The sequence below is a fragment of the Dialister hominis genome, assembly GCF_007164725.1.
Lineage (GTDB): Bacteria > Bacillota > Negativicutes > Veillonellales > Dialisteraceae > Dialister > Dialister hominis.
This window is the reverse complement of record NZ_AP019697.1, coordinates 1,469,002-1,492,227: the sequence shown is the minus strand read 5'-3', so window position 1 is coordinate 1,492,227 and position 23,226 is coordinate 1,469,002. Positions and strand designations below refer to the sequence as shown.

Sequence of the window (23,226 nt, the reverse complement as noted above, 5' to 3'; positions counted from 1 at the left end):
GATTAGGTTCCCATAGGAGGAAACAGATGAAGCATCAGGAAATAGTCATCATTGTTGACTTCGGCGGACAGTATGCCCAGCTCATTGCGCGCCGTGTGCGCGAATGCGGCGTATACTGCGAAATCCTGCCGTACAACAAGCCAGCCAGTGAGATTCTGGTCCCCAACCTGAAAGGGATTATTTTCTCCGGCGGCCCGTCCAGCGTCAATGCGGAAAATGCACCGCAGATTGATCCGGACGTTTTCAAGGCAGGCGTGCCGATTTTAGGCATCTGCTACGGCATGCAGCTCATGGCAAAGACCCTGGGCGGCGAAGTCGTAAAGCCAGAAGCGCATGAATACGGCCATACTGAATTCTTCCGTGACGGCAGCTCCGCACTCTTTGAAGGCGTTTCTGAAAAGACAGCCGTATGGATGAGCCACGGCGACTCCGTTACAGACATGCCTGCAGGCTTTGGCCTGACCGGTCATACAGCCCTGACACCGACCGCAGCTATGGCAGATGAAGCAAGACGCTTCTTCGGCGTACAGTTCCATCCGGAAGTTGTTCATACTCCGGAAGGCACCACCATGCTGAAGAACTTCCTCTTCAAGATCTGCGAATGTGAAGGCGGATGGTCCATGGGCAACTACATCAATATTGCTGTAGAAAGCATCCGTGAAAAAGTAGGAAATCACAACGTCATCTGCGCACTGTCCGGCGGCGTTGATTCCTCCGTTGCCGCTGTCCTTGTCCACAAGGCTATCGGCGATCAGCTGACCTGCGTTTTCGTCGATCACGGTTTCCTCCGTCTTGGCGAAGCTGAACAGGTCGTCGACACCTTCACAAACAAATTCAACATGAAACTCGTCCACATCGATGCATCCAAGCATTTCATGGACCTTCTTGCAGGCGTAACAGAACCTGAAAAGAAGAGAAAGACCATCGGCGCTGAATTCATTCATACCTTCCAGGAAGAAGCCAATAAGCTTGATGACGTGAAATTCCTCGTCCAGGGCACACTCTATCCTGACGTCGTGGAATCCGGCACAGCCACCGCTGCGACCATCAAATCCCACCACAACGTAGGCGGCCTTCCGAAGGACATGAAGTTCGAACTCATCGAACCGCTGCGCGAACTCTTCAAGGATGAAGTCCGCCAGCTCGGCCGCGAACTCGGACTTCCTGAAGAAGTCATCAACCGCCAGCCGTTCCCGGGACCAGGTCTTGCTATCCGCATCATCGGCGAAATCACCCCGGAAAGACTCGACATCCTCCGCAGAGCTGATTTCATCGTCAGAGACGTCATCAAACAGCATGGCCTCTACAATGATATCTGGCAGTCCTTCGCTGTACTGCCGGCAGCTATCCGCTCCGTAGGCGTACAGGGCGACGAAAGAACCTATGACTACACCGTAGGCATCCGCGCTGTAACAAGCTCTGATGGCATGACTGCTGATTACTTCCGCTTCCCGTGGGAAGTCCTCGACGAAATGTCCAGAAGAATCTGCAACGAAGTGGCAGGAGTCAACCGCGTCGTTTACGACGTCACCTCCAAGCCGCCGAGCACCATCGAATGGGAATAATATAATACGTAATAAAAAAGGGGCTGTGACAAAATGTGCAATCATTTTGCCACGGCCCCTTTTGCGTGTAAATTCTCCATTTCGAAATATTTCCGCTATATAAATATATAATGGGTAAAGCTTATCACATAAAAGCAAACAATTATAATAATCATGGATAAGTACTGGGGAAAGTAGTAAAATTGGATATAGAAACAAGCATATATTTAGAAGTACGGGCATCCCGCTTTAAATCTTGACGATGGATCCGCATGATTCTTCGTATTTATATAAAGGGGACTTTATTATGATCGATTTCCTTCGTGGCAGCTACGATATGGACTTCTATCTGGCTGCTATTCCGGTCCAGGTTTTGTTCCTGGTTTATTACATGCGGAAGAGAAAGCTTCCACTGAAAGACACCATGTACTTCACGAACCTGATGTACTTCAATCTGGCAGCAATGATTGCAGGTATTCTTTCGGCAGCCGCGTGTGCAGGATGGGAAACGACTCCGGTTCCGGTCATATATGGCTTGAACGTGGGTTACCATCTCTTCGTTCTTCTGGCGGCTTATAATGGTTTCCGCTATGTGATGGAAACACTTCATGCAGGCGACCGCATCAATCCGAAGTGGATGAGGCTTGCCGCGGTCCCTGTTCTGCCGATGGCGCTTGTGATCTTTGTGTCCCAGTTCTTCGGCTCGATGATCAGTGTCGATCCTGAGACAGGTATCCATCAAGGAAGCTTGTATCCTCTTTTCTATGGATTCCTTATTTTCTATCTGGTGCTCTGCCTTGCTACGGCGCTTGTTTTCCGTACGGAGGACAATGAGGGACAGGTGGAAGGAATCCTCACTGCAGGCGCATTCATCATGGCCGGTATCCTTCTGGAAGGATATTACTGGCAGGAACTGTTTCTGTCCTTCAGCTTCACGATGGGCATCGCAGTCATTTACCTGACGGTCAGAAATCCGGACCTCTTCCTCGACCATAAGACGGAACTTATGACGAGAGAAGCTTTCCGCATGATCATGAGGCAGCTTCTGGAGAAGAACGACTTCGAAGGATTCGGCTTCGTCATTCGTGATTATGATGAATGCCGCATGGCCTACGGCGGTGCATTCGTAGACGGTTTCCTGGGATATTTCGGGAAGTATCTCAGGCAGGAGTTTTCAAAGCAGTACCTCTTCTACATGGGAGGCGGCCGTTTCTTCATCGTTTCGACGCTGCCCATGGATCTGGAAGCGGAAGTCAGCAAGGTGCATGAGCGATTCAGAAAGCCCTGGGGAAGGGATGGCAAGATCGCTTACTTCGACATCAACTGCTGCATTCTGGATGATACGCTTGTCTTCAGCAGCGTGGATGAGCTGAAGCAGTGCATCGGCATCGCTTTTGAAACAGCCGATTCTCCGAAGCATGAAGACGTCATCATTGACAAAGGGTACCAGGAACGCGTGAAACGCCAGTTTCATGTACGCGGACTTCTTGAAGAATCTCTTGCGGGAAATTCTCTGGAAGTGTTCCTGCAGCCGCTTGTGGAAGCGTCCTCCGGTCGTGTGGAAGGCGCTGAAGCACTTGTGCGCATGAAGGACAAGGACGGGTCCATCGTGGGACCTGCCGAGTTCATCGATATGGCTTCCGCAACGGGTGCGGTCAGCATCCTGGGCGAGCAGGTTTTCGCCAAGGTATGCGAATTCATCCGTGACGGCGGCCTCGAAGCATGCGGCATGAAGTGGGTGCACGTCAATGTGGGCCAGTGCAGTGTCTGCGCCGTTGTCTGGCAGAACGCCTGAATGACATCCGTGAAAACTACGGCGTGCCGGTATCGACAGTCCGCCTCGAACTCACGGAACAGGGCGCCTTGAATTCCGCCGGATTCAAGCAGGTGGGCCTTCTGAAAAATATGGGATTTGATCTTGCTCTCGATGATTATGGTACGGGATTTTCGAACGCGTCCCGCATGAAGGACATTCCTTTTGAAGAAATCAAAATCGACGTGTCCCTCGTACGCGGCCACTTCGCGCATCCGGATTCGTACCTGCCAAACCTGATCCAGAGCATGCACCGCATGGGATTCAAGGTCGTGGCGGAAGGCGTCGAGACGAAGGAGATGGTTGACGGTCTGAAAAGGATGGGCTGTGATTATTTCCAGGGCTTCTATTATTCAAAGCCCGTCAGCATGCAGGATTTCCTGAAGAAGTACAGTCTGAAGGAAGAGAAAAGGGAAGTGTTTACTCCAAGCGAAAGGGCTTACGAAGAGACGGAAAGATATGGAAGTGTATTCGCCGCAACCCTTTCGGATAACAGCAGGTAAGGCCCTTGCGGCGAGGGCATAAAAAGAGGCTGTGAACCGGATCACCGGATTCACAGCCTCTTTTCAATGCATTTTTCAATGGATTACAGTTCATGGATATGGTCGAGCAGGTATCCGCCGGCAGTGCACGCCGGGCAGATGCAGTACTTCGAGCCCTTTTCCTTGGCTTCATCAGCAGCCTTTGCAAGAGCTGCGGCAGTTTCCTTGCCGAAGTACTTCACGCCAGCTTCGGATTTGAAGAAGGGAATGACAGTGTCGATGGACTGGACGCAGTCCTTCAAAGCAGCGGAGAGCTTTTCAGCAGCTTCCTTTTCCTTGCCAGTTCCCTGAGCCTCCAGGTATTCCTGGCAGACTGCTTTTAATCCTGCAAAGCAGCTCGGTGCTTCCATTGTTTCCTTGACCTTCTGAATAATTTCTTCCTTTGCCATTATGCATCATCCTTTCGAAGGCGGTTCAAGCATCATGTGGGATACAGCCTCGGCAGCTTCCGTGCCGTCTTCCTTGATGATCTTGGCCGTCATAATGACGAGCTGTCCCCTGCGCTTTTCTTCATGGCAGCGGATCTCGACCGTCTCTCCGATGAGGATAGGGGAGCGGAAACGGGATTCCATCTTGCCGGTATAAGCGGGGACGCCGCCGGTCAGAAATAAGTAATTGCCCATGACTTCATCCATCAGCGTCATGATGAGCCCGCCGTGCATGCGGTCATTGTAGCTCTGGTGTTCTCTTCTGGGCGTGAAAAAGGAAATGCATCCGTCAGGGATGGCAAAGAAATGAAGGTGCAGCCCGATCGGATTCGCCGATCCGCAGGCGAAGCACATATTGTAAACAGGAGGGCTCACGAGCTCCTTGAGCTTCATGCCCATCCGTTCTTCCTCGGCCTTCAGGAATGCTTTTTCCTTTTCCGAAAGGCCGAGCGTGTTCTCATCGATATCCTTTGTCATCATGACTCCTTTCATTTCCATTTCCTGTTTTCATTATAGTCAGAGTGAAAATGGATTCCAAGTACGCAAAAATATGATACATGGTATGCTTCTATATACCATGGGCCCTGAAAAAAATCCGGCACTGCGAAAGCGGCCGGACTTTTGAATGCATGTCTTACAGCGTGTCGAGCAGTTTGTAGCCCTTGCCGCGAAGGAATGTCTCCGTTTCGGAATCATTCGTATTGAAGACAGCGATCGGCGTGCCGGTCTGGCGGTCAAAGGAAATGTAGAGATAGCGGATCATGACATTGGCATCATTGAGATCGGCGAGGATGTGATTCAATGTGCCAGGCTTGTCCGATGCCATGTCGACGGCAATGATGCAGTCGAGGCGGCACTGGTATCCTGCGTCCTTCAGCGCTTTCTCTGATTTTTCAGCGTCGTCCGTGATGAGGCGTACGATACCGAATTCGGCGCTGTCGGTTGCCAACATCGTGTAAATGTTGATATTGTTCTTTTCCAGAATGGCTGTGATCTTGCTCAGCGCGCCTTTCTGGTTGGCAGTGAAGATGGAGATCTGCTGCAGCATAGAAATTCCCCCTTTGAAAGAGCCCGTCGGTTCCTTTTTTGAAAAAAAGTACGGCGGAATGCGGATTGCCTCCTGATTGATAATTGTATTGTATCATAGAAAAGGAAAAGCGGTACGAAAAGATACGATTTATTGATAAGGCAGCTCTGTTGAAATGATTTTTCAGAATTCGAAAGAAATCTATTGACATTTCATTTGGCAAGGGTATAATATCAACAATAACGACAGAACGAATGGCAAGGATCGGGATAAGCATTCTGATAATATGCTCCAGAGAACCGGCGGATGGTGAAAGCCGGTGCAGACATCACAATGCGAGCTCACCCGGGAGTTCTCGAAAGTGAACAGATTAGCTTTCGACGCGGCCGGCGTTACAGGCATATGAAAAGCGATGAATGGGACAAAGTAAATTGTGGTCCATGCCTCAGAGAGCCGGTGTATGGTGCAAACCGGTGCATTCCAGGATTTAATATCACCCGTGAGCTCCTTTGCCGAAATAAGTAGATGAAGGCGTCTGTCCACGTTACGGATGAAAACACTTGAGTATAATGTAGGGTGGTACCGCGAATCCTTTCGCCCCTGTTGCAATGACGCCAGATTGCAGCAGGGGCTTTTTTGTACCATTCGTTCTGTTAAGAGAAGAAGGCTTGCCTTCTATTTGAGAAAGGGGATAGAGATCGTGTTCTTTCAACAGCTTGTCAACGGGTTAACGCTGGGAAGCGCCTATGCGGTCATTGCCATCGGCTATACGCTGGTATTCGGCGTACTCAATATCGTCAACATGGCACATGGCGGCATCTTCATGATGGGCGCTTACATCGGACTGCTTCTTGTCACAGAAGCAGGATTTGGAATTTTTCCTGCACTTATCGGTGCTATGATCGGCGGAGCCGTACTGGGCTACGGACTGGAAATCTTTGCTCTCCGTCCTCTCCGCCGCCGCAAGGTCACCCATCTTGCGCCTTTAATCAGTACAATCGGCGTATCCACGTTCCTTGAAAGCGTGGCGCTCATGGTCTGGGGTCCGCAGACGCGGTCTTTCCCGGCCACATTCGACAACAGCCTGATGGATATGGGCCTCTTCAAGATTTCAGGCATCCAGATCATCAGCCTCGGCACGGCCGTTGTCCTGATGGTTCTCCTGACACTGCTACTTGACCGTACAAAAGTCGGCAAAGCAGTCAGAGCGACTTCTGAAAACGCTGAAACAGCAGGCCTGCTTGGCATAAACACAGGCCGCATCATCACCTTCACCGTCATGCTGGCATCCGCACTGGGCGCAGCCGCTGGCGTGCTGATCGGACTTTCCTTCAACGCCATCGAACCGACAATGGGCACGGCTATGGGCCTCAAGGGCCTGGCAGTCCTCATCATGGGCGGTCTCGGCAACGTAGAAGGCGCAATGGCCGGCGGTTTCATTCTGGGCATTGCAGAAGTATTCACCGTCGCATACGGCGCATCCTCCTACAGGGACGCTGTCGCATTCGGCATGATCATCCTGATTCTGTTCCTTCGTCCTGAAGGGTTATTCTCCAAAGCGGGGAAAGGAGGCAGACCGTAATGGAAGAGTTATTGAACGGGTATTTCCTGCAGGTCTTCACTTTCGTCTGCATCAACATTATACTTGCATTGACGATTTACATGACCCTCTGCACAGGCATTCTTTCCCTGGGCAATGCAGGTCTCATGAGCTTCGGCGCTTACACTTCAGCCATCCTGACGGCTGATTACGGTTTCCCGATGCCTCTTGGCATCTTCTGCGGCGGCCTCATGGCAGCTTTCGTAGCCATGATCATCGGCCTTCCGACCATCCGCCTGCGCGGCTTGTACCTGGCCATCGCGACACTGGGCTTTGGCGAAGTCGTCCGCGTTATCGCATTAAACCTGACCATCACGCACGGCGCGCTTGGTTTCTCCGGCATTCCGTCCATGGCATCCACGCTTTCTGACTATGCCAGCGACTGGGGCCTTCTCGATGCTCTGGAAATGGACTCCCAGACAGGCGGCCAGTTCCTGATGTGCATCGTCCTTCTCCTCATCGTCATCGCCATCGTCACCTTCTGGTACAGACTGGAACACTCCCGCGTGGGCCGCGCGATGGCAGCTGTCAAAGCGGATGAATACGCAGCATCCCTGACAGGCATCAATGTCGTTTACTACAAAATGATGGCATTCCTCTTCAGCGCATTCTTCGCAGGCGTAGCCGGCGCACTCTATGCACATGCCACATTCTTCATCACACCGACCGATTTCGACTGGCACAAAGTCGTCGACATCCTTCTTTACACCGTATTCGGCGGCAGCAACGTTCTCTGGGGCTCTGTCCTGGGCGCTGCCATCCTTACCATCGTTCCGGAATCCCTCCGTGCTCTTTCTGAATACAGAGACATGATCTACGGCATCATGCTCGTCGTCCTGATGGGCTTCCGCCCGGACGGCATCCTGTCCTATGATGCTATGAAATGGATTTCCTCTAAATTTTCCAGAAAAGCAAAACCAGTCAAAGTGGAAGGAGGAGATGACTAATGCTGCTCGAAATGAAAGATGTCGTTAAACAGTTCGGCGGCCTGACAGCCGTTTCCAATATGTCCTTCCATGTCGATGAAGGAGAAATCTATGGCGTCATCGGACCAAACGGCGCCGGCAAGACCACCATTTTCAACCTGATCACAGGCGTCTACCAGGTCACCGAAGGCGACGTCATCTTCAACGGCCAGTCCATTGAAGGGAAGAAGCCTTACCAGATCATCAACCTGGGCATTGCCCGTACATTCCAGAACATCCGCCTTTTCACCGGTATGACCGTACTGGAAAATATCCTGGTCGGTGTCCATGACCGCATGAAATCCGGCCTCCTGGCCAGCATCATCCATACCGCTTCCCAGCAGAAGGAAGAAAAAGAAGCCTGCGAAGAAGCAATGAAACTCCTTGCTTTTGTCGGCCTGGATAAAGATGCGGACCGCCTGGCTACCGAGCTTCCATACGGCAAGCAGAGAAAGCTGGAAATCGCCCGCGCCATGGCAACAAAGCCGAAACTCATCCTCCTCGATGAACCGGCAGCCGGCATGAACGACAGCGAAACAGCTGCCCTGACAGAACTGATCAGAAATATCCGCGAAAAGTTCGGCATCACGATCGTCCTGATCGAACACGACATGCAGCTCGTCATGAGCCTGTGCGACCGCGTCATGGTCGTCAACTTCGGCAAGAAACTCGCTGAAGGCGTGCCGGATGAAGTGCAGAACAATCCGCAGGTTATTGAAGCATACCTCGGGAAGGAGGATGACAACTGATGCTGCTTGAACTGAAAAACATTGAATCTTCCTACGGGAACATTAAAGCGCTGAAAGGCGTCAACCTCTCCGTACCGGAAGGAAAAATCGTCACACTCATCGGTGCCAACGGCGCCGGCAAGTCCACGACCATGAAAACGATCATGGGCGTCATGAAGCCAGTCGCAGGCGACGTCCTCTTCAAAGGCGAATCCATCGTCGGCAAGAAGCCCTTCGAAATCGTCAGAGGCGGCGTCGTGCTCGTACCGGAAGGACGCCAGATCCTCCAGAACATGTCCGTCCGTGAAAATCTGGAGCTCGGCGCTTTCCAGAGAAAAGACAAAGCGGGAATCAGCGAAGACCTCTCTAAGGTATTCGAACGCTTCCCCAGACTTTTTGAAAGACAAAACCAGTTCGGAGGCACACTCTCCGGCGGCGAACAGCAGATGCTCGCCATCGGCCGCGCCATGATGGCCAGACCGGAAGTCATGCTTCTTGATGAACCCTCCATGGGCCTTGCGCCTTTGGTCGTACAGCAGATCTTTGATGTAATCAAAGACATTAACAAAATGGGTACTACTGTTCTTTTGGTTGAGCAGAACGCCCGCAAAGCGCTCCAGATTGCCGATTACGCTTACGTCATGGAGACGGGCAAAATCGTCATGGAGGGGCCTGCGCAGGAAGTGGCTAGCAACCCGGATGTCATGGCGGCCTATCTGGGCGGAAAGAAAAAACAGTAGCCATATATCAACCCTCACAGGTTGCAACACGATCCAGAGGAAGGGAGCGGAGAAATCCGCTCCTTTTCTCATGCGATGACTCTGTATGGCGGTGATACAATAATAAAAACCGATAACGATTGAAAGGATGAAATCATGAAAAAACATATCATCGTCATTACAACCGGCGGCACCATTGCCATGAAAAAAGACCCGGAAACCGGCGGCCTCGTTCCTGCTGTATCTGGAGAAGATCTGGCAGCTGCCGTTCCCGGACTTTCTGACTGGGCAGACGTTTCCGTCGTCGAATTCTCCAACGTGCCGAGCGGCTGGATGAGCGCAGAGAAAATGTTCGACCTCTCTCATCTGATCGACAAACTATCTGAAGAGGGGAAAGCAGACGGCTTCGTCGTCACCCATGGGACCGATACCCTGGAAGAAACCGCATTCTTCCTCGACATGTCCCTGAAAACAGAAAAACCAGTCTGCGTCACAGGCGCCATGAGAGGAGCTTCCGAACTCTCTGCTGACGGCCCGGAAAATATCCTCTCCGCCGTCCGCACTGCTGCTGACGACATGTCCAAAGGCATGGGCGTCCTCGTCTGCCTGCAGGACCGCATTTACGCAGCCAAAGACGTCACAAAATCCCATACGACCAATCCGGACACCTTCCGCGATCTGAACTACGGACCCCTTGGTGCTGTCTATGGCAAGGAAATCATTTATGGAAGAAGACCTATGCCCCATGCAAGACTTCATCCGGAAACCATCGAACCAAACGTCTGGCTCATCTCCGCATGGTCCGGTATGGATGGAGAAATCGTCAAATGCGCAGGAAAAGCAGGCGTCAAAGGTGTCGTCATAGACGGCCTGGGCTGCGGCAACGTACCGCCCCTCTGCAGAAAAGAAATCCTTGCCCTCCGCAAGCAGGGCATCCCCGTAGTCCTCACCACCCGCGTCCCCTCTGGAAGCGTCATGCAGGAATACAGCTACGAAGGAAGCGCCCTCTCCATGAAAGAAAGCGGCATCATCCTGGGCGGAGACCTCTCCGGCTGGAAAGCCCGCCTTCTCCTCGTCCTTGCCCTTGGTGAAACAAACGAAAACGAAAGACTTCAGGAAATTTTTGAAAAAATGTAAATTTTCCGTTGACACATGCTGCTTTGATGTGTATAATGATTAAGTCAGTTGTTACTGACGAGCCCAAAAAGCCGAAAACCACGGCTCATACAGGCTGGCCGAAAGGTCAGGGAAAAGCAGCATGGAGAGGTGTCCGAGCGGTTTAAGGTGCATGATTGGAAATCATGTTGACGGCGAATACCGTCACGGGGGTTCGAATCCCCCTCTCTCCGCCAAATGAGGATCTGTCTGAGGACAGGTCCTTTTTCCTTGCCATTTTTTAATGTCTCAGTAGAAGCAATCATTTCTAAAATTGCAAGTTCAAATTGAACACCTTTAACCAAATAATTTAAGCTGCATAGACGGTATCTAAATAAGCTTCGAATAAATCATCAGGCGTATCATACCCAAGGGACTTTCTAGGTAATGAATTCATATCCTCTGCAAACCAGAGAATCTGCTCAGCAGAGTAGTTTTCGATAGACTTTCCTTTAGGTACGTACTTTCTGAAAATGCGATTGTGACGCTCATCCATATAGCTCTCTCATAAGAGCTATATGGATGAGCAAAATATACCATTATACCATATCGTTCTAACTGAGATAATTCCGCAAACTCAGTTCCGTTGTCTGCTGTAATTGTTTTAAATACAGTAGCAAATTGTGATCCATAATATATTTTGAGACTACGTAAAGCAGCTTTTACAGATGCTACATCTTTACGTCGAATCTTAATAGCAATGAATTTATGCGTTACTTTCTCTACTAAAGGGGTGTGTCAAGAGTTTTGTGTAAATCGATTCAATAAGCAACATCGTATTGCTGCATAAGCTGAGACATCCTGTCGTCCATGAGCAGCTGGTTCCGGACCATCGCCCAGCTTGCGACGTGACGACCTTTCCATTTTTTATAGAGCTCTTGGATGCGTAGGTAGAAAATCTTGAAGACTGCATCCTCGTTGGGGAAAGCGCCTTTCTTGGTCACCTTGCGGAAGCTAGAGTTGACGCTCTCGATGGCATTGGTCGTGTACATGATCTTGCGCACGGCACTGCCATAGTTATAGAGCTGCTCGACGTGTGAGAAATTGTTTTCCCATACGCTGACCGCGCCTGGATAAGCCTGCCAGTCGGTCTTGAACTTCTCGAATTCCTGACGGGCCTGCTTGACGTTGATGGCACCATAGATGAGCTTCAGCTGCTTCGTGAATGCACTCCACTGCTTGCGTGGGATGTAGCGGATGGAATTGCGGATGAGGTGTACGATGCAGCGCTGAACCGTGGCATGCGGGAATACAGCCTTGGCGCCTTCCTCCAATCCGCTCACGCCATCCATGGACAGGATGCCAAGATCCTTAACGCCGCGAGCCCGCAGCTCGTCGAAGATCTGCATCCAGTCATGCTTGCTCTCCGTCTCGTTGATCCAGAGGCCAAGGACATCCTTGCAGCCGTTGACGTCATAGGCAAGCATGACATAGACGGCCACCTGCTGGACGCCATACTCCGTGCGCAGCGATACGTAGATGCAGTCGACGAAAGCAAATGGATAGAACGACTGGAGCGGACGATTCCGCCATGCCTCGACCTCTTCCATGACGCAGCCTGTGATGGTGGAGATCTGTTCATGTGACATCTGGAAGCCGTAGATGTCTTCGATGGTTGCAGCGATGTCGCGTTGGCTCATGCCACGGGCATACATCGCCAGTACCTTGCCCTCGATGGACGAAACGTCGCGCTGGTGCTTCTTGATGATCTGCGGTTCAAACGTACTCTGGCGATCCCTAGGGACGCGGATAGGAACCTCGCCCAGAGAGGTCTTGAGCGTCTTGGATGAATAGCCGTTCCGGACATTGTCACCGTCTTCGGAGCGCTCATGCTTCTTATGGCCGAGATGATTTTCCATCTCACCTTTGAGCATGGACTCAAAAATGGGGCCAAAAATCTGCTTCAGGACGTCCTGTACGTCTTCCGCGCTCTTGATGTCGTAGTTGTTGAGGATTTGCTGAGCAATCTGCTCGCCTGGGGTAGTTGGTGGAGTTTTACACTTTGCCATTCTGTTACCGTCCTTATCTTTGTTTACCCCAGTATGGGGCATAAAGTAGATTCATGCAATACCGATTTACACAAACTATTTTACACTCCCTACTAAAGTTAGTACCACAGCCTCTTTACCTTTACGCTTACCAACGATAGTATCTATTTCCCAATGACCAATCTCAAGATGTAGCTTAACGATATCTGGTCGTTCATCAATACTTCGGCCAAAGATGCGTACGTTCTTTGCTTGTTTAGGCTTTGACTTTTTACGACTAAGCAGTTCTGGTACATCGAATAGGGATAATGGTAGGCGTGATTGATTAAGGGCGTTATACAGCGTTTTAGCACATACAAGTTCCTCTTCAGTAAACAGATTATGCTTCTTAGCATAGCCAGCACATACGTCTAATGACCAGTTAGCTTTTTTAACTTGCGCTGCAACCCAAATAGCAAATGGACTTTCAGACGTAATGCGCTGTTTACGACCAGAACGTTTTCTGTTTTCATAGTAAACGGCTTGACCTCGACTAGGTACATACTCTGTTGGTCTGCCTCGATGTGTCGTCTTAGTTGCAGTGCCACGTTTTAATTCGTAGCCCACAGTACTAGGTGAGCAATTAAGTGCTTTTGCAATCTGGCGATAAGAGTAACCTTGCTTATGGAGCGCTTTGATTTCGCATCGATCTTCAAATCTTAAGTGTTGTCCTCTTTCGCGAGGTAGGGTATTAATGGTATTATTTAGGTAGTCCATAGTGATTGCCTCCGGTTAATTTTGTGTCGTAACTTAATTTTACCATTGATGCAATCCTATGGATCTTTTTATTTAGTTTTAGTGTTCAATTTCATTCTACAATTTACGGAAGCAATCATTTCCCTTTCACTGAAACAAGGGGTGTGTCAAGAGTTTTGTGTAAATCGATTCAATAAGCAACATCGTATTGCTGCATAAGCTGAGACATCCTGTCGTCCATGAGCAGCTGGTTCCGGACCATCGCCCAGTTTGCGACGTGACGACCCTTCCATTTTTTATAGAGCTCTTGGATGCGTAGGTAGAAAATCTTGAAGACTGCATCCTCGTTGGGGAAAGCGCCTTTCTTGGTCACCTTGCGGAAGCTAGAGTTGACGCTCTCGATGGCATTAGTCGTGTACATGATCTTGCGCACAGCACTGCCATAGTTATAGAGCTGCTCGACGTGTGAGAAATTGTTTTCCCTTACGCTGACCGCGCCTGGATAAGCCTGCCAGTCGGTCTTGAACTTCTCGAATTCCTGACGGGCCTGCTTGACGTTGATGGCACCATAGATGAGCTTCAGCTGCTTCGTGAATGCACTCCACTGCTTGCGTGGGATGTAGCGGATGGAATTGCGGATGAGGTGTACGATGCAGCGCTGAACCGTGGCATGCGGGAATACAGCCTTGGCGCCTTCCTCCAATCCGCTCACGCCATCCATGGACAGGATGCCAAGATCCTTAACGCCGCGAGCCCGCAGCTCGTCGGAGATCTGCATCCAGGCATGCTTGCTCTCCGTCTCGTTGATCCAGAGGCCAAGGACATCCTTGCAGCCGTTGACGTCATAGGCAAGCATGACATAGACGGCCACCTGCTGGACGCCATACTCCGTGCGCAGCGATACGTAGATGCAGTCGACGAAAGCAAATGGATAGAACGACTGGAGCGGACGATTCCGCCATGCCTCGACCTCTTCCATGACGCAGCCTGTGATGGTGGAGATCTGTTCATGTGACATCTGGAAGCCGTAGATGTCTTCGATGGTTGCAGCGATGTCGCGTTGGCTCATGCCACGGGCATACATCGCCAGTACCTTGCCCTCGATGGACGAAACGTCGCGCTGGTGCTTCTTGATGATCTGCGGTTCAAACGTACTCTGGCGATCCCTAGGGACGCGGATAGGAACCTCGCCCAGAGAGGTCTTGAGCGTCTTGGATGAATAGCCGTTCCGGACATTGTCACCGTCTTCGGAGCGCTCATGCTTCTTATGGCCGAGATGATTTTCCATCTCACCTTTGAGCATGGACTCAAAAATGGGGCCAAAAATCTGCTTCAGGACGTCCTGTACGTCTTCCGCGCTCTTGATGTCGTAGTTGTTGAGGATTTGCTGAGCAATCTGCTCGCCTGGGGTAGTTGGTGGAGTTTTACAGTTTGCCATTCTGTTACCGTCCTTATCTTTGTTTACCCCAGTATGGGGCATAAAGTAGATTCATGCAATACCGATTTACACAAACTATTTTACACTCCCTTGTGTGGATAAGTCTGTGATGTTAGATGAGTAGAATGAGAGACAAGTAGAAGGTAAAAAACATTTCACAAATAGGCAAAAAGGAGCATTAAATAATGAAAGTGATCCAGATTACATAAAACGAAGTAAACATGCAAAACTGTATTATGAAGAAATAATAAACTCAAACCGAGAAATAATTATTAAGAAATTGAGTGAGGCTGTCAGAATAAATATAAAGTCAGCTAAAAAAGTTTATGAGCACGTGCTTATTAATGAATATGATTTAGCTGACGGGCATCATAGTGTTTACTCATTTTATGTATGATATGGTATGTATGATATGGCAGGATCGTTCCAAAGGCTTCTTGGCGGGAAAGTTATATGAATGTGATATAATACTAATAAAGCATGAACGCCTTGAGTATGAATTAATGAATCGATATAAATACTATTATGATGAGGCTCATAGAATAACTGAACGGAAATATAATTATTCGAAGGCGGTGAATCTTAATGGTAAGAATAGACCTGATAAAGTTGACAGATGATATTGCTAGTTGCTCTTATTTCCCTGAGAACAATCAAGAATGGGGAGATGGAATTGTCACAATTAACAGAAAAACAGGTGAAATCACCATTGAGAAAAAAGATGATTGTGGAACTGGCTTTTACATAGGCCATGTTATACCGTATTTGATGGAACATGCGAAGCAGGGAGATTATAAGAAATCTGTGATTTTAGCGTGGTATTAACTTTGCGATAAGAAGGGCCTAAATGATTATAAAATCAGTGGATATTGATTTTATAAACTTTTGGCAAATATGATTCTATGGATTTTCTGAATGGGAAGCTGAGTATATGGTAAATGTTCATCTTAAAGGGGGGTAAAGAAGCCATGAATTATGAAGAAACAAAATCCAAATTAGACAAAATGTGGGAGAAAATAAAACCATGGCGCGCCTTAGTTGATGGAGAGGGGCATTTAAACCAGAGACCTCGGAAGAGATAAAAGAGTTGTGGATTGAGTATAAAAAATTAGAGATGGAGCTTACCTATGAATTCGGACAATAACGGATTTAAGGAGACGCTGCAACTGTATAATCTGTGTACGCAAAAGAAATGCGGTTGATTTAACTGCTATCAATCTTTTCGGGTTATTTTAATAAAAAGTCCCCTTTTGAGAGATCTGAGGGGCTTTTTCATATCCGGTAATATATAAAGAGGATGATTTTTCATCCATACACTTAAGGCATGACAGGCAATAAATGATGGGTATTTGACATCATTTCCATGCAGGATTACATTGAAGATAACAAGATTTTATTTTTAGCATGGGAGGGTGGAACATGAATTTCAAAAAGATTTTAATGGTCATTTTCATGATTTTAGGCCTCGGTCTGGCGGCAGGCTGCGGCGGAAGCGCTGCATCTCCGACGCCTGCAAAATCGACGGCGCAGCAGCAGGCTAGTCTTTCCGGCAAGAAGGTACTGATTGCTTATTTCTCCTGGTCGGGAAATACGAAGGCAGCTGCTGAAAAGATTCAGGGACTGACGGGCGGAGATATTTACCGTATCGAAGCGGCTGATCCGTATCCGGGTGAGTACGATGCCACGACGGACCGCGCTAAGCAGGAACAGAAGGACAATGCACGTCCGGCTATCGCAGGCAAGGCAGACCTTTCCAAGTATGATGTCATCATGGTCGGTTATCCGATCTGGTGGTACCAGGAACCGATGATCATCGACACATTCCTTGAAAGCGGAGATTTCTCCGGAAAGACGATCGTTCCTTTCTGCACCAGCGGCGGATCTTCCATTGACAAGAGCATTGAGCATATGAAGACGGTCGTAAAGGGCGCCTCCTTTGCACAGGGCTTCCGTTATGATGGCAATGACAAGGAAATGAACCAGTGGCTGAACAGTCTCGGCCTTTTGAAGAAGTAAGAAATAGGTGAAAAGTCATCCGTACGCGGGTGGCTCTTTCTTTTTTCAAAATAGAAACAAAATTTTGAAATTTCATTTACACGTCTTCGGGCGTTTCCTTTTGTGATATAATAGGAAACATGAAAAGATTCACGGAGGGTGAATCAAAGATTTCCATGAAATTATGATTTTGTATTTTACACAAGAGGTACTTATGTCTGCGATCAAATTAATAGCGATTGATTTGGATGATACACTGCTTCATGATGATATTTCTGTTTCGGACTACACAAAGAAGGTCCTGAAAAGCGCGATGGATAAGGGCGTGAAGATCGTCATTGCGACAGGCCGCATGTTCCAGGCTGCGCGTCCGTGGGGACAGGCGATCGGTCTTGGCGATGTGCCGATGATCTGTTATACGGGCTCCATGACGGGGCTTTGCGAAAGAGGGAAGGTGCTCCGTGATGTGCGGATCGATTACGATCTGGCACTGGAAATCCTTTCTGTGATCCGCGAGCATGGATGGTACGCGCATACATATATTGACGATGAATTGTATGTGCCGTTCCGTGATGAAAGAACGGATGCGTATGAAAAGCAGTGCGGCGTGAAGGCGCATGTGGCAGGCGATGATTTCTATACGCCCAAGAAGGCACCGACGAAGATTCTCGTCTGCGATTATGATATGGAAGTGATGAAGGAAATCGAATCCGTGCTCCGCACCGGTTATGCGGACAAGGTGGGGCAGGTGAAGTCGAAGCCTTTCTTCTTCGAAATGAATAATAAGGAATGTTCGAAGGGAAATGCAGTGAAGGCGCTGGCTGAGACGTACGGCATCGAGCCATCGGAGATCATGGCTTTCGGCAATGGCAATAATGATGCTTCGATGCTCCGTATGGCAGGGTCTTCTTTTGCGGTAGCGAATGCTTCTCCTTCTGCCAAGGAAGCGGCAAAGGGACTGACGGATTCCAATAATGAGGACGGGGTGGCTAAGGCCATTGCCCGGTATGTACTGGAGGCGAGATAATGGATGATTTTCGTTTTGTCATTATTACAGGAATGAGCGGGGCGGGAAAAACGAATTTCATGCAGAAGCTGGAAGATATGGGCTATTACTGCGTGGATAATCTCCCTCCGATTCTGATAGCAAGGTTTGCTGATCTCTGCTGGAAGAGCACGTCGAATACGCGCCATGTGGCTGTCGTGACGGACATCCGCGGCGGGTCGTTCTTCGATGCGCTGCCGCAGGCTCTCAAGGAACTGGAAAAACGCGGCATCCCGCATGAGGTGGTATTCCTCGAAGCTTCGGATGAAGCGCTTGTGCGCCGCTACATGGAAACGCGCCGGCAGCATCCGCTTGCCAAGACGATGCGTATCCAGGACGGCATCGAGCAGGAAAGGAAAATTCTGGCGGGCGTCCGCGCGCAGGCAGATATCATCATCGATACGACGACGATGAAGACAGAAGATCTGAAGGAACATCTGAACAACCGCTTCGGCATCGACAATCACAAGAAGGAAATGCAGATTACTGTTTTTTCCTTCGGTTTCAAATACGGGATTCCGATTGATGCGGACACGGTGCTTGATGTCCGTTTCCTGCCGAATCCTTTCTATGTGGAGAAGTACAAGTACTGGACAGGACGCGTGAAGGAAGTCGGAGACTACATCAGCGCGGCGCCTGTCACGGGAGAATTCCTGACGAAGCTCTATGATTTCATGGATTTCATGGTCGAGCAGTTCAAGGAATCCGGCAAGACGCAGTTTACAATCGCCGTAGGATGTACGGGCGGCATGCACCGTTCTGTATTCGTTACGGAAAAGCTTGGAAATCATTTGAAGGAGAAGTATGGCCACGTGAATATTGAACATCGTGACCTCCACAGGAATCACGTGGAACACGATGCCGTCGATGAACAGGAGGGCTAGCCTATGAAACATTTCGTTCAGTGGCTGTACCCCGGCCTGTCGATCAAGAGGTGGATGCTTCTCTTCTCTGTGGGCATCATCATCCTCGTCTTTGGCGCGACCTTGATCATGAACTATCAGATTTTCGGCGTCATGGAAGAGCATATGCTCCGTCTGGCTTACCAGATCACGGGGAGTTACAGCTATACATTCCTTGCCATCTGCGGCACGATCATGATTCTTGCAGGCATCTGGATCATGCTTCTGGCTGTGAGGAAGCTGGTGAAGCGTTTCCTCGAGCTGATTGCTCCTGATCAGAAGGAAGTCTCCAAGAAGCTTCTTTCCAAGATCGAGCTTTCCAGAGGGATGCGCATCGTGTGCATCGGAGGCGGACATGGTCTTTCCATGCTGCTCAGAGGTCTTAAGAGCAAGACATCCAATATTTCAGCCATCGTAACGGTGGCTGACGACGGCGGCTCCTCGGGACGTCTCCGTGAGGAAATGGGCATCATTGCCCCGGGCGATCTCAGGAACTGCCTTGTCGCTCTGGCTGACAAGGAATCCGTGCTGGAACAGCTCTTCCAGTACCGCTTCGGCGGGGAAGGGGAGCTGGCAGGACACAGCCTTGGCAATCTCTTCCTGGCTGCCCTGATCAAGGAATTCGGCAATCCTCAGAATGCACTTGAGGCAGCGAGTAAAGTCCTGAACATTCGCGGCCAGGTCATCCCGGCAACGCCTGAAAGGGTGCGCCTCGTCGCCAAGATGTCGGACGGGGTCTCTGTCGAAGGGGAGTCGGAAATTTCCGAATATCCGCAGAAGGCAGGAAAGAAGGTCCGGATTGAAAAGCTTTCGACGATTCCGGATGATCCGATTGCCGTCGGGGATGCGCTGCAGGCAATCAAGCAGGCAGACCTTATTACACTGGGGCCGGGAAGCCTTTATACATCGGTCCTCCCGAATCTCCTCGTTCCTGAAATTTTGCAGGCGATCCGCGAAAGCAGCGCGCCTGTGCTTTATATCTGCAATGTCATGACACAGCCTGGTGAAACGACCGGATTTACAGTCAGCGATCATCTGCAGGCGATCATCGACCATGTGGGGCCCGGTTTCGTGAACTTCGTCCTTGCCAATAACGGGACGCCAAGACCGGAAGTCCTTGCGCAGTATGCCAAGGTCCATGCGTACCCCGTCAGGATCGACCGCGCGAAAGTCAATGATCTGGGCGCTGTCCTCATCGAGGCGGATCTCCTGGGTATTGAAAAAGGCGCAGCACAGGATAATGATGTGCTCGCCAATAAAATTGTGCAGATTCATAATCTGCTGAAGGCGAATATTCCGCCTGATGCGCTGGAATCTTACCTGAGAAGGAGTCATTAATGTCATTTACCGAACAAGTGAAAAATGAGCTTGCCCGTATCCAGAGGGATGACCGGGACTGCCGCGTGGCTGAGCTTCTGGCTCTCCTGCGCATGAGCGGCTCGTTCATTACAGGCGGCCATGGCCGCTGGGGACTGGAATTCTCTACGGGAAACAGCGCTGTTGCGCGCCGCGTCCTCGTTTATCTGAAGAAGGATTTCGGCCTCATGCCTTCCACGATGGTGCGGCAGGGGAGAAGACTCCGCAAGAAGAATGTCTACACGCTTGTCGTGCAGCCTTCCGCTGAAGGGCTTGCCTTCCTGAATACGATGGGGCTTTCGCCTCTGGCGGGCGTCGAGGATATGGAAAACCTGAAGACGGATGAAGAAAAGAGAGCATACCTGGCAGGGGCATTCCTTGGCGGCGGCTCTGTCAGCCGTCCGCAGAGCGATTATCATCTCGAGATGGTGACGCAGTCCCAGAAGTTCGCCGGGGAAATCGTGAAGGCGATGAAAGCTTTCCGCATGAATGCCAAACTGACGGACAGGAAAAATGATTATATAGTATATATAAAAGATGGCGATGAAGTGTCCGGATTTCTTCAGATCGTCGGCGCCGCCCAGAGCTACATGGACTTTGAAGGCGTCAGGGTCGTGAAGGACATGAGAAACCGCGTGAACCGTCAGGTCAATTGCGAGACGGCAAATCTGCAGAAAACAGTCGACGCGGCTGTCAGGCAGTCACATCTGGCGCAGACTCTGATGGACAAGGTCGGGGAGTCTTCTCTTCCGCCGAAGCTCCGCGAAGCCTGCGAACTGCGGCTCGCTCATCCGAATGCCAGCCTTTCCGAGCTGGCTGTCATCTGCGGCATCACGAAGTCAGGCCTGGCACATCGTTTCAAGAAGATGGAAGCGATGGTTGCGGAGCTTGGCGGAGTAGAATAATCCATTTGCCGCTTCCTGATTTTTATTCTATAATTGTCGTGCGTCCCTCTGATGGAGGAGCGCGCGGCATTTTTGATACATATTAGGATTTAATATAGAAGCGCCTCCGGGCGCAGAAAGCAGTGCGTGATTTGAAACTGAAACGTTGGCTGATGGGAATCCTGACGACACTTTTTGCAGCAGGTGCTGTGGGAGGTGCTTCGGCATCCCTTCCCAAAACGGATGGCAGCGTATCGCCGGGCATTTCCCCTGTGGATCTTGATTACAATCTGATCCCGATGCTGGTCAAGAAAGAAGATGGGAAGCTTATCTTTTCCGACTGTCCTGAATATGCGGATAACTACGGCATCCTTTATGAAGGAACGGTAGAAAAGGGGAAGGGCCGCGTCTATTATTACCACGTCAATGAAACGGGGAAGCCTGCCCGCGTCCTTGTGTATGCCAAGAGTGATAAAAAGCAGGATATCACAGTGACCAGAACGGTCAAGGGCGATCCAAGCGCAGATTACATGCCGACGGGCGCCACGCTTTCTTTCAGGGAGGCTGTGAATGAGGCAGGCGATCCTGTCCTTGTAAAGCTCCTGCCTAAGGAAAGGACCGTCCTTTTTGAAGATGACAAGAAGGGCATCAGGAGTGGAGACCTTGTGAGCGGCATTGTTGAAATCGAGACGAAGAAACCGGTTTCCCTTGGCGTTGCCATCGTTCCTGACGGTACAAAAGAAGATGTGAAGAAGGCGCTTGATCTTTCAGTTCCGCTTCTGCCTGACTCTCATGAAATGCGCGGCACATTCCCGATGGATGTATACATGGAAAATAAGCCATGGGATTTCTCAAAAGGAAATGCGGCCATTTCCATAGGAAATTCGCTGCCATTCCAGATGGGACGCGATGAGCTCAGCAAAGTCGACCGCGAAAATACGGGCGACTACGGCATTACGTACCATATGGTATTCCATTCCAGGGGAGCCGGGCGCTACAAGCTCTACATCAATGCACAGGGCGGTGTCTACCTTGGCACCTTCCAGATCAGCTATTATCCGAACCTTCCCCGCGTATACAGGACAGACGGGCAGAGATCCTTCCGCATGTTCGGAAACGGGACAGAAAGAGATTACATTGAAGCAGGCACCTGGGATATGGGACGCGATCTTTTTATCCGCTTCATCCCGGCAGGAGCTGCTTTTCTCCCCATCCGCTTCCTGATGGTCCCTGAACCTGCGCTTTCCGCAGATACTGTTAAAGAATCGTAAAAGGAACGTTCAGAATCTTACGCCTTGTGATACAATAAAGAAACAAGAAAAGAATAGAAATTCAGAAAGGATGAGCCTTATGAAGTTTATTCAATTTCGCATCGGAGACATCGTCCAGATGAAGAAGAAGCACCCCTGCGGCAGCCAGGAATGGGAAGTCATGCAGCTGGGGAGCGATATGCGCGTGAAGTGCTGCGGATGCGGACATATCGTCCTCATTCCAAGGCCGAAATTCCTGAAGGGCGCCAAGAAGGTCCTGAACAGGGATGTGACGCAGGATACGCCATTGGCCTCCAGATCGGAAGAGTCTACAGAGGGCTGAGGGGCTTTGTATATAAGAAGTTTGCTTCTTATAAAAAGTTTGAAAAAAAACACTTGCAAGGTACGTATCCCTATGCTATAATCTGTAACTGTGATGAGGACGAACCGCCAAGTGAGCGAAAAAAGTCCTTGACAAAAGTAAGTAAGATGTGTATAATAAATACCATCACTTGCGTGCTGGCGTAGCTCAGTTGGTAGAGCAGCTGATTTGTAATCAGCAGGTCGTAGGTTCAAGTCCTATTGCCAGCTCCATATGTGGGTGGATTCCCGAGTGGTTAAAGGGAGCAGACTGTAAATCTGCCGGCTTTGCCTTCATAGGTTCGAATCCTATTCCACCCACCAATATCGCGGGGTGGAGCAGTTGGTAGCTCGTCGGGCTCATAACCCGAAGGTCGCAGGTTCAAGTCCTGCCCCCGCAACCATGTTAATAATTTTCTTCATATAGATGCTGATATAGCTCAGTCGGTAGAGCGTATCCTTGGTAAGGATAAGGTCACCAGTTCAATCCTGGTTATCAGCTCCATGGCGGCTTAGCTCAGTTGGCTAGAGCAAGCGGTTCATACCCGCTGTGTCCGGAGTTCAAATCTCTGAGCCGCCACCAAAACCGTGATTAAAGAGTTCTCTTTTTGGGAGCTCTTTTTTCACATTTAAAAATCCTTAACGGAACAGTTTCCTTCCAGTTGTATGATCTGGAGCGGGCAGGGGATCTTTTCCAAAAAGGAAATTTTTATCCCGCAGAATAGATTGCATCAATGATTTTTCTTGTTCTT

The 23,226-nt window shown here is 49.9% G+C and carries 21 protein-coding genes, 6 tRNA genes, 2 pseudogenes and 1 other annotated feature; of the genes and pseudogenes, 22 read left to right on the top strand and 7 right to left on the bottom strand.

The window, feature by feature from the left end; all coding sequences use genetic code 11:
* Window positions 1-26 precede the first annotated feature (26 nt).
* The 3 genes from guaA to Dia5BBH33_RS06915 all read left to right on the top strand — a co-directional run bounded on the left by guaA (window position 27) and on the right by Dia5BBH33_RS06915 (window position 3,860).
* Window positions 27-1,565, top strand: a complete 1,539-nt coding sequence (gene guaA, locus Dia5BBH33_RS06925; RefSeq protein WP_022382590.1) for a glutamine-hydrolyzing GMP synthase — start codon at window positions 27-29, stop codon at window positions 1,563-1,565.
* Between the two features lie 286 nt (window positions 1,566-1,851).
* A complete protein-coding gene (locus Dia5BBH33_RS06920) occupies window positions 1,852-3,339 on the top strand; it encodes an EAL domain-containing protein (RefSeq protein ID WP_162501772.1) in 1,488 nt (495 codons plus the stop codon).
* Complete coding sequence (locus Dia5BBH33_RS06915) at window positions 3,303-3,860, top strand: EAL domain-containing protein (RefSeq protein WP_162501771.1); 558 nt, start codon at window positions 3,303-3,305, stop codon at window positions 3,858-3,860. The genes Dia5BBH33_RS06920 and Dia5BBH33_RS06915 overlap by 37 nt, the downstream gene beginning before the upstream one ends.
* An 83-nt stretch (window positions 3,861-3,943) precedes the next feature.
* On the opposite strand, the gene Dia5BBH33_RS06910 is transcribed toward Dia5BBH33_RS06915, so the two are convergent.
* The 3 genes from Dia5BBH33_RS06910 to Dia5BBH33_RS06900 form a co-directional block, all read right to left on the bottom strand.
* Entirely contained in the window at window positions 3,944-4,288 is a 345-nt protein-coding gene (locus tag Dia5BBH33_RS06910; RefSeq protein WP_022382587.1) for a hypothetical protein, read from the bottom strand.
* Window positions 4,289-4,294: 6 nt separating this feature from the next.
* Window positions 4,295-4,819, bottom strand: coding sequence for a PaaI family thioesterase (locus Dia5BBH33_RS06905; protein ID WP_232518025.1), 525 nt, complete (start codon window positions 4,817-4,819; stop codon window positions 4,295-4,297).
* Window positions 4,820-4,961: 142 nt separating this feature from the next.
* Window positions 4,962-5,375 carry a hypothetical protein gene (locus Dia5BBH33_RS06900; RefSeq protein ID WP_022382585.1) on the bottom strand — a complete coding sequence of 138 codons (414 nt, stop codon included), beginning with the start codon at window positions 5,373-5,375 and terminating at the stop codon, window positions 4,962-4,964.
* Window positions 5,376-5,757: 382 nt separating this feature from the next.
* Window positions 5,758-5,959, top strand: a binding site (T-box leader).
* Between the two features lie 95 nt (window positions 5,960-6,054).
* Between Dia5BBH33_RS06900 and Dia5BBH33_RS06895 the strand changes: the two genes are divergently transcribed.
* The 6 genes from Dia5BBH33_RS06895 to Dia5BBH33_RS06870 all read left to right on the top strand — a co-directional run bounded on the left by Dia5BBH33_RS06895 (window position 6,055) and on the right by Dia5BBH33_RS06870 (window position 10,718).
* A complete protein-coding gene (locus Dia5BBH33_RS06895) occupies window positions 6,055-6,936 on the top strand; it encodes a branched-chain amino acid ABC transporter permease (protein WP_108850773.1) in 882 nt (293 codons plus the stop codon).
* Window positions 6,936-7,901, top strand: a complete 966-nt coding sequence (locus Dia5BBH33_RS06890; protein WP_022382583.1) for a branched-chain amino acid ABC transporter permease — start codon at window positions 6,936-6,938, stop codon at window positions 7,899-7,901. The genes Dia5BBH33_RS06895 and Dia5BBH33_RS06890 overlap by 1 nt, the downstream gene beginning before the upstream one ends.
* Window positions 7,901-8,668: an ABC transporter ATP-binding protein gene (locus Dia5BBH33_RS06885; RefSeq protein ID WP_022382582.1), complete on the top strand. Its 768-nt coding sequence runs from the start codon at window positions 7,901-7,903 to the stop codon at window positions 8,666-8,668. The genes Dia5BBH33_RS06890 and Dia5BBH33_RS06885 overlap by 1 nt, the downstream gene beginning before the upstream one ends.
* Window positions 8,669-8,670: 2 nt before the next feature.
* Window positions 8,671-9,387: an ABC transporter ATP-binding protein gene (locus Dia5BBH33_RS06880; RefSeq protein WP_108850979.1), complete on the top strand. Its 717-nt coding sequence runs from the start codon at window positions 8,671-8,673 to the stop codon at window positions 9,385-9,387.
* A 135-nt stretch (window positions 9,388-9,522) separates the two neighbouring features.
* Window positions 9,523-10,503 (top strand): asparaginase, encoded by a 981-nt coding sequence (locus Dia5BBH33_RS06875; protein ID WP_108850775.1) that lies wholly within the window; start codon window positions 9,523-9,525, stop codon window positions 10,501-10,503.
* Between the two features lie 123 nt (window positions 10,504-10,626).
* A tRNA-Ser gene (locus Dia5BBH33_RS06870) sits at window positions 10,627-10,718 on the top strand.
* Window positions 10,719-10,831: 113 nt separating this feature from the next.
* Here the strand turns inward: Dia5BBH33_RS06870 and Dia5BBH33_RS11500 are convergent.
* The 4 genes and pseudogenes from Dia5BBH33_RS11500 to Dia5BBH33_RS06850 all read right to left on the bottom strand — a co-directional run.
* A pseudogene (locus tag Dia5BBH33_RS11500) lies at window positions 10,832-11,250 on the bottom strand (IS30 family transposase); the annotation flags it as partial.
* Window positions 11,251-11,282: 32 nt separating this feature from the next.
* Complete coding sequence (locus tag Dia5BBH33_RS06860) at window positions 11,283-12,530, bottom strand: IS256 family transposase (RefSeq protein WP_143332165.1); 1,248 nt, start codon at window positions 12,528-12,530, stop codon at window positions 11,283-11,285.
* Between the two features lie 81 nt (window positions 12,531-12,611).
* A pseudogene (locus Dia5BBH33_RS06855) lies at window positions 12,612-13,265 on the bottom strand (IS30 family transposase); the annotation flags it as partial.
* 169 nt (window positions 13,266-13,434) lie between these two features.
* Window positions 13,435-14,682 (bottom strand): IS256 family transposase, encoded by a 1,248-nt coding sequence (locus tag Dia5BBH33_RS06850; protein ID WP_143332625.1) that lies wholly within the window; start codon window positions 14,680-14,682, stop codon window positions 13,435-13,437.
* Window positions 14,683-15,267: 585 nt separating this feature from the next.
* Between Dia5BBH33_RS06850 and Dia5BBH33_RS06840 the strand changes: the two genes are divergently transcribed.
* From Dia5BBH33_RS06840 to Dia5BBH33_RS06780, 13 genes are all read left to right on the top strand, one after another.
* Entirely contained in the window at window positions 15,268-15,507 is a 240-nt protein-coding gene (locus Dia5BBH33_RS06840; RefSeq protein WP_162501770.1) for a hypothetical protein, read from the top strand.
* Between the two features lie 594 nt (window positions 15,508-16,101).
* Entirely contained in the window at window positions 16,102-16,698 is a 597-nt protein-coding gene (locus tag Dia5BBH33_RS06835; RefSeq protein ID WP_022382872.1) for a flavodoxin, read from the top strand.
* Between the two features lie 193 nt (window positions 16,699-16,891).
* Window positions 16,892-17,704, top strand: a complete 813-nt coding sequence (locus Dia5BBH33_RS06830; RefSeq protein WP_108850778.1) for a Cof-type HAD-IIB family hydrolase — start codon at window positions 16,892-16,894, stop codon at window positions 17,702-17,704.
* Window positions 17,704-18,606 (top strand): RNase adapter RapZ, encoded by a 903-nt coding sequence (rapZ, locus tag Dia5BBH33_RS06825; RefSeq protein ID WP_108850779.1) that lies wholly within the window; start codon window positions 17,704-17,706, stop codon window positions 18,604-18,606. Before Dia5BBH33_RS06830 ends, rapZ begins: the two co-directional genes overlap by 1 nt.
* Window positions 18,607-18,609: 3 nt before the next feature.
* Window positions 18,610-19,962 carry a gluconeogenesis factor YvcK family protein gene (locus Dia5BBH33_RS06820; RefSeq protein WP_022382875.1) on the top strand — a complete coding sequence of 451 codons (1,353 nt, stop codon included), beginning with the start codon at window positions 18,610-18,612 and terminating at the stop codon, window positions 19,960-19,962.
* The gene (gene whiA, locus Dia5BBH33_RS06815; RefSeq protein ID WP_022382876.1) at window positions 19,962-20,885 is read left to right on the top strand and encodes a DNA-binding protein WhiA; all 924 of its coding nucleotides are present in this window, start codon (window positions 19,962-19,964) and stop codon (window positions 20,883-20,885) included. Before Dia5BBH33_RS06820 ends, whiA begins: the two co-directional genes overlap by 1 nt.
* A 131-nt stretch (window positions 20,886-21,016) precedes the next feature.
* Window positions 21,017-22,135: a hypothetical protein gene (locus tag Dia5BBH33_RS06810; RefSeq protein WP_108850781.1), complete on the top strand. Its 1,119-nt coding sequence runs from the start codon at window positions 21,017-21,019 to the stop codon at window positions 22,133-22,135.
* 79 nt (window positions 22,136-22,214) lie between these two features.
* Window positions 22,215-22,457, top strand: a complete 243-nt coding sequence (locus tag Dia5BBH33_RS06805; RefSeq protein ID WP_108850782.1) for a DUF951 domain-containing protein — start codon at window positions 22,215-22,217, stop codon at window positions 22,455-22,457.
* A gap of 175 nt (window positions 22,458-22,632) precedes the next feature.
* Window positions 22,633-22,708, top strand: a tRNA-Thr gene (locus Dia5BBH33_RS06800).
* A 5-nt stretch (window positions 22,709-22,713) separates the two neighbouring features.
* Window positions 22,714-22,798, top strand: a tRNA-Tyr gene (locus tag Dia5BBH33_RS06795).
* Between the two features lie 4 nt (window positions 22,799-22,802).
* A tRNA-Met gene (locus Dia5BBH33_RS06790) sits at window positions 22,803-22,878 on the top strand.
* Between the two features lie 25 nt (window positions 22,879-22,903).
* Window positions 22,904-22,979 (top strand) — tRNA-Thr (locus Dia5BBH33_RS06785).
* Window position 22,980: 1 nt separating this feature from the next.
* A tRNA-Met gene (locus Dia5BBH33_RS06780) sits at window positions 22,981-23,057 on the top strand.
* Window positions 23,058-23,226 lie beyond the last annotated feature (169 nt).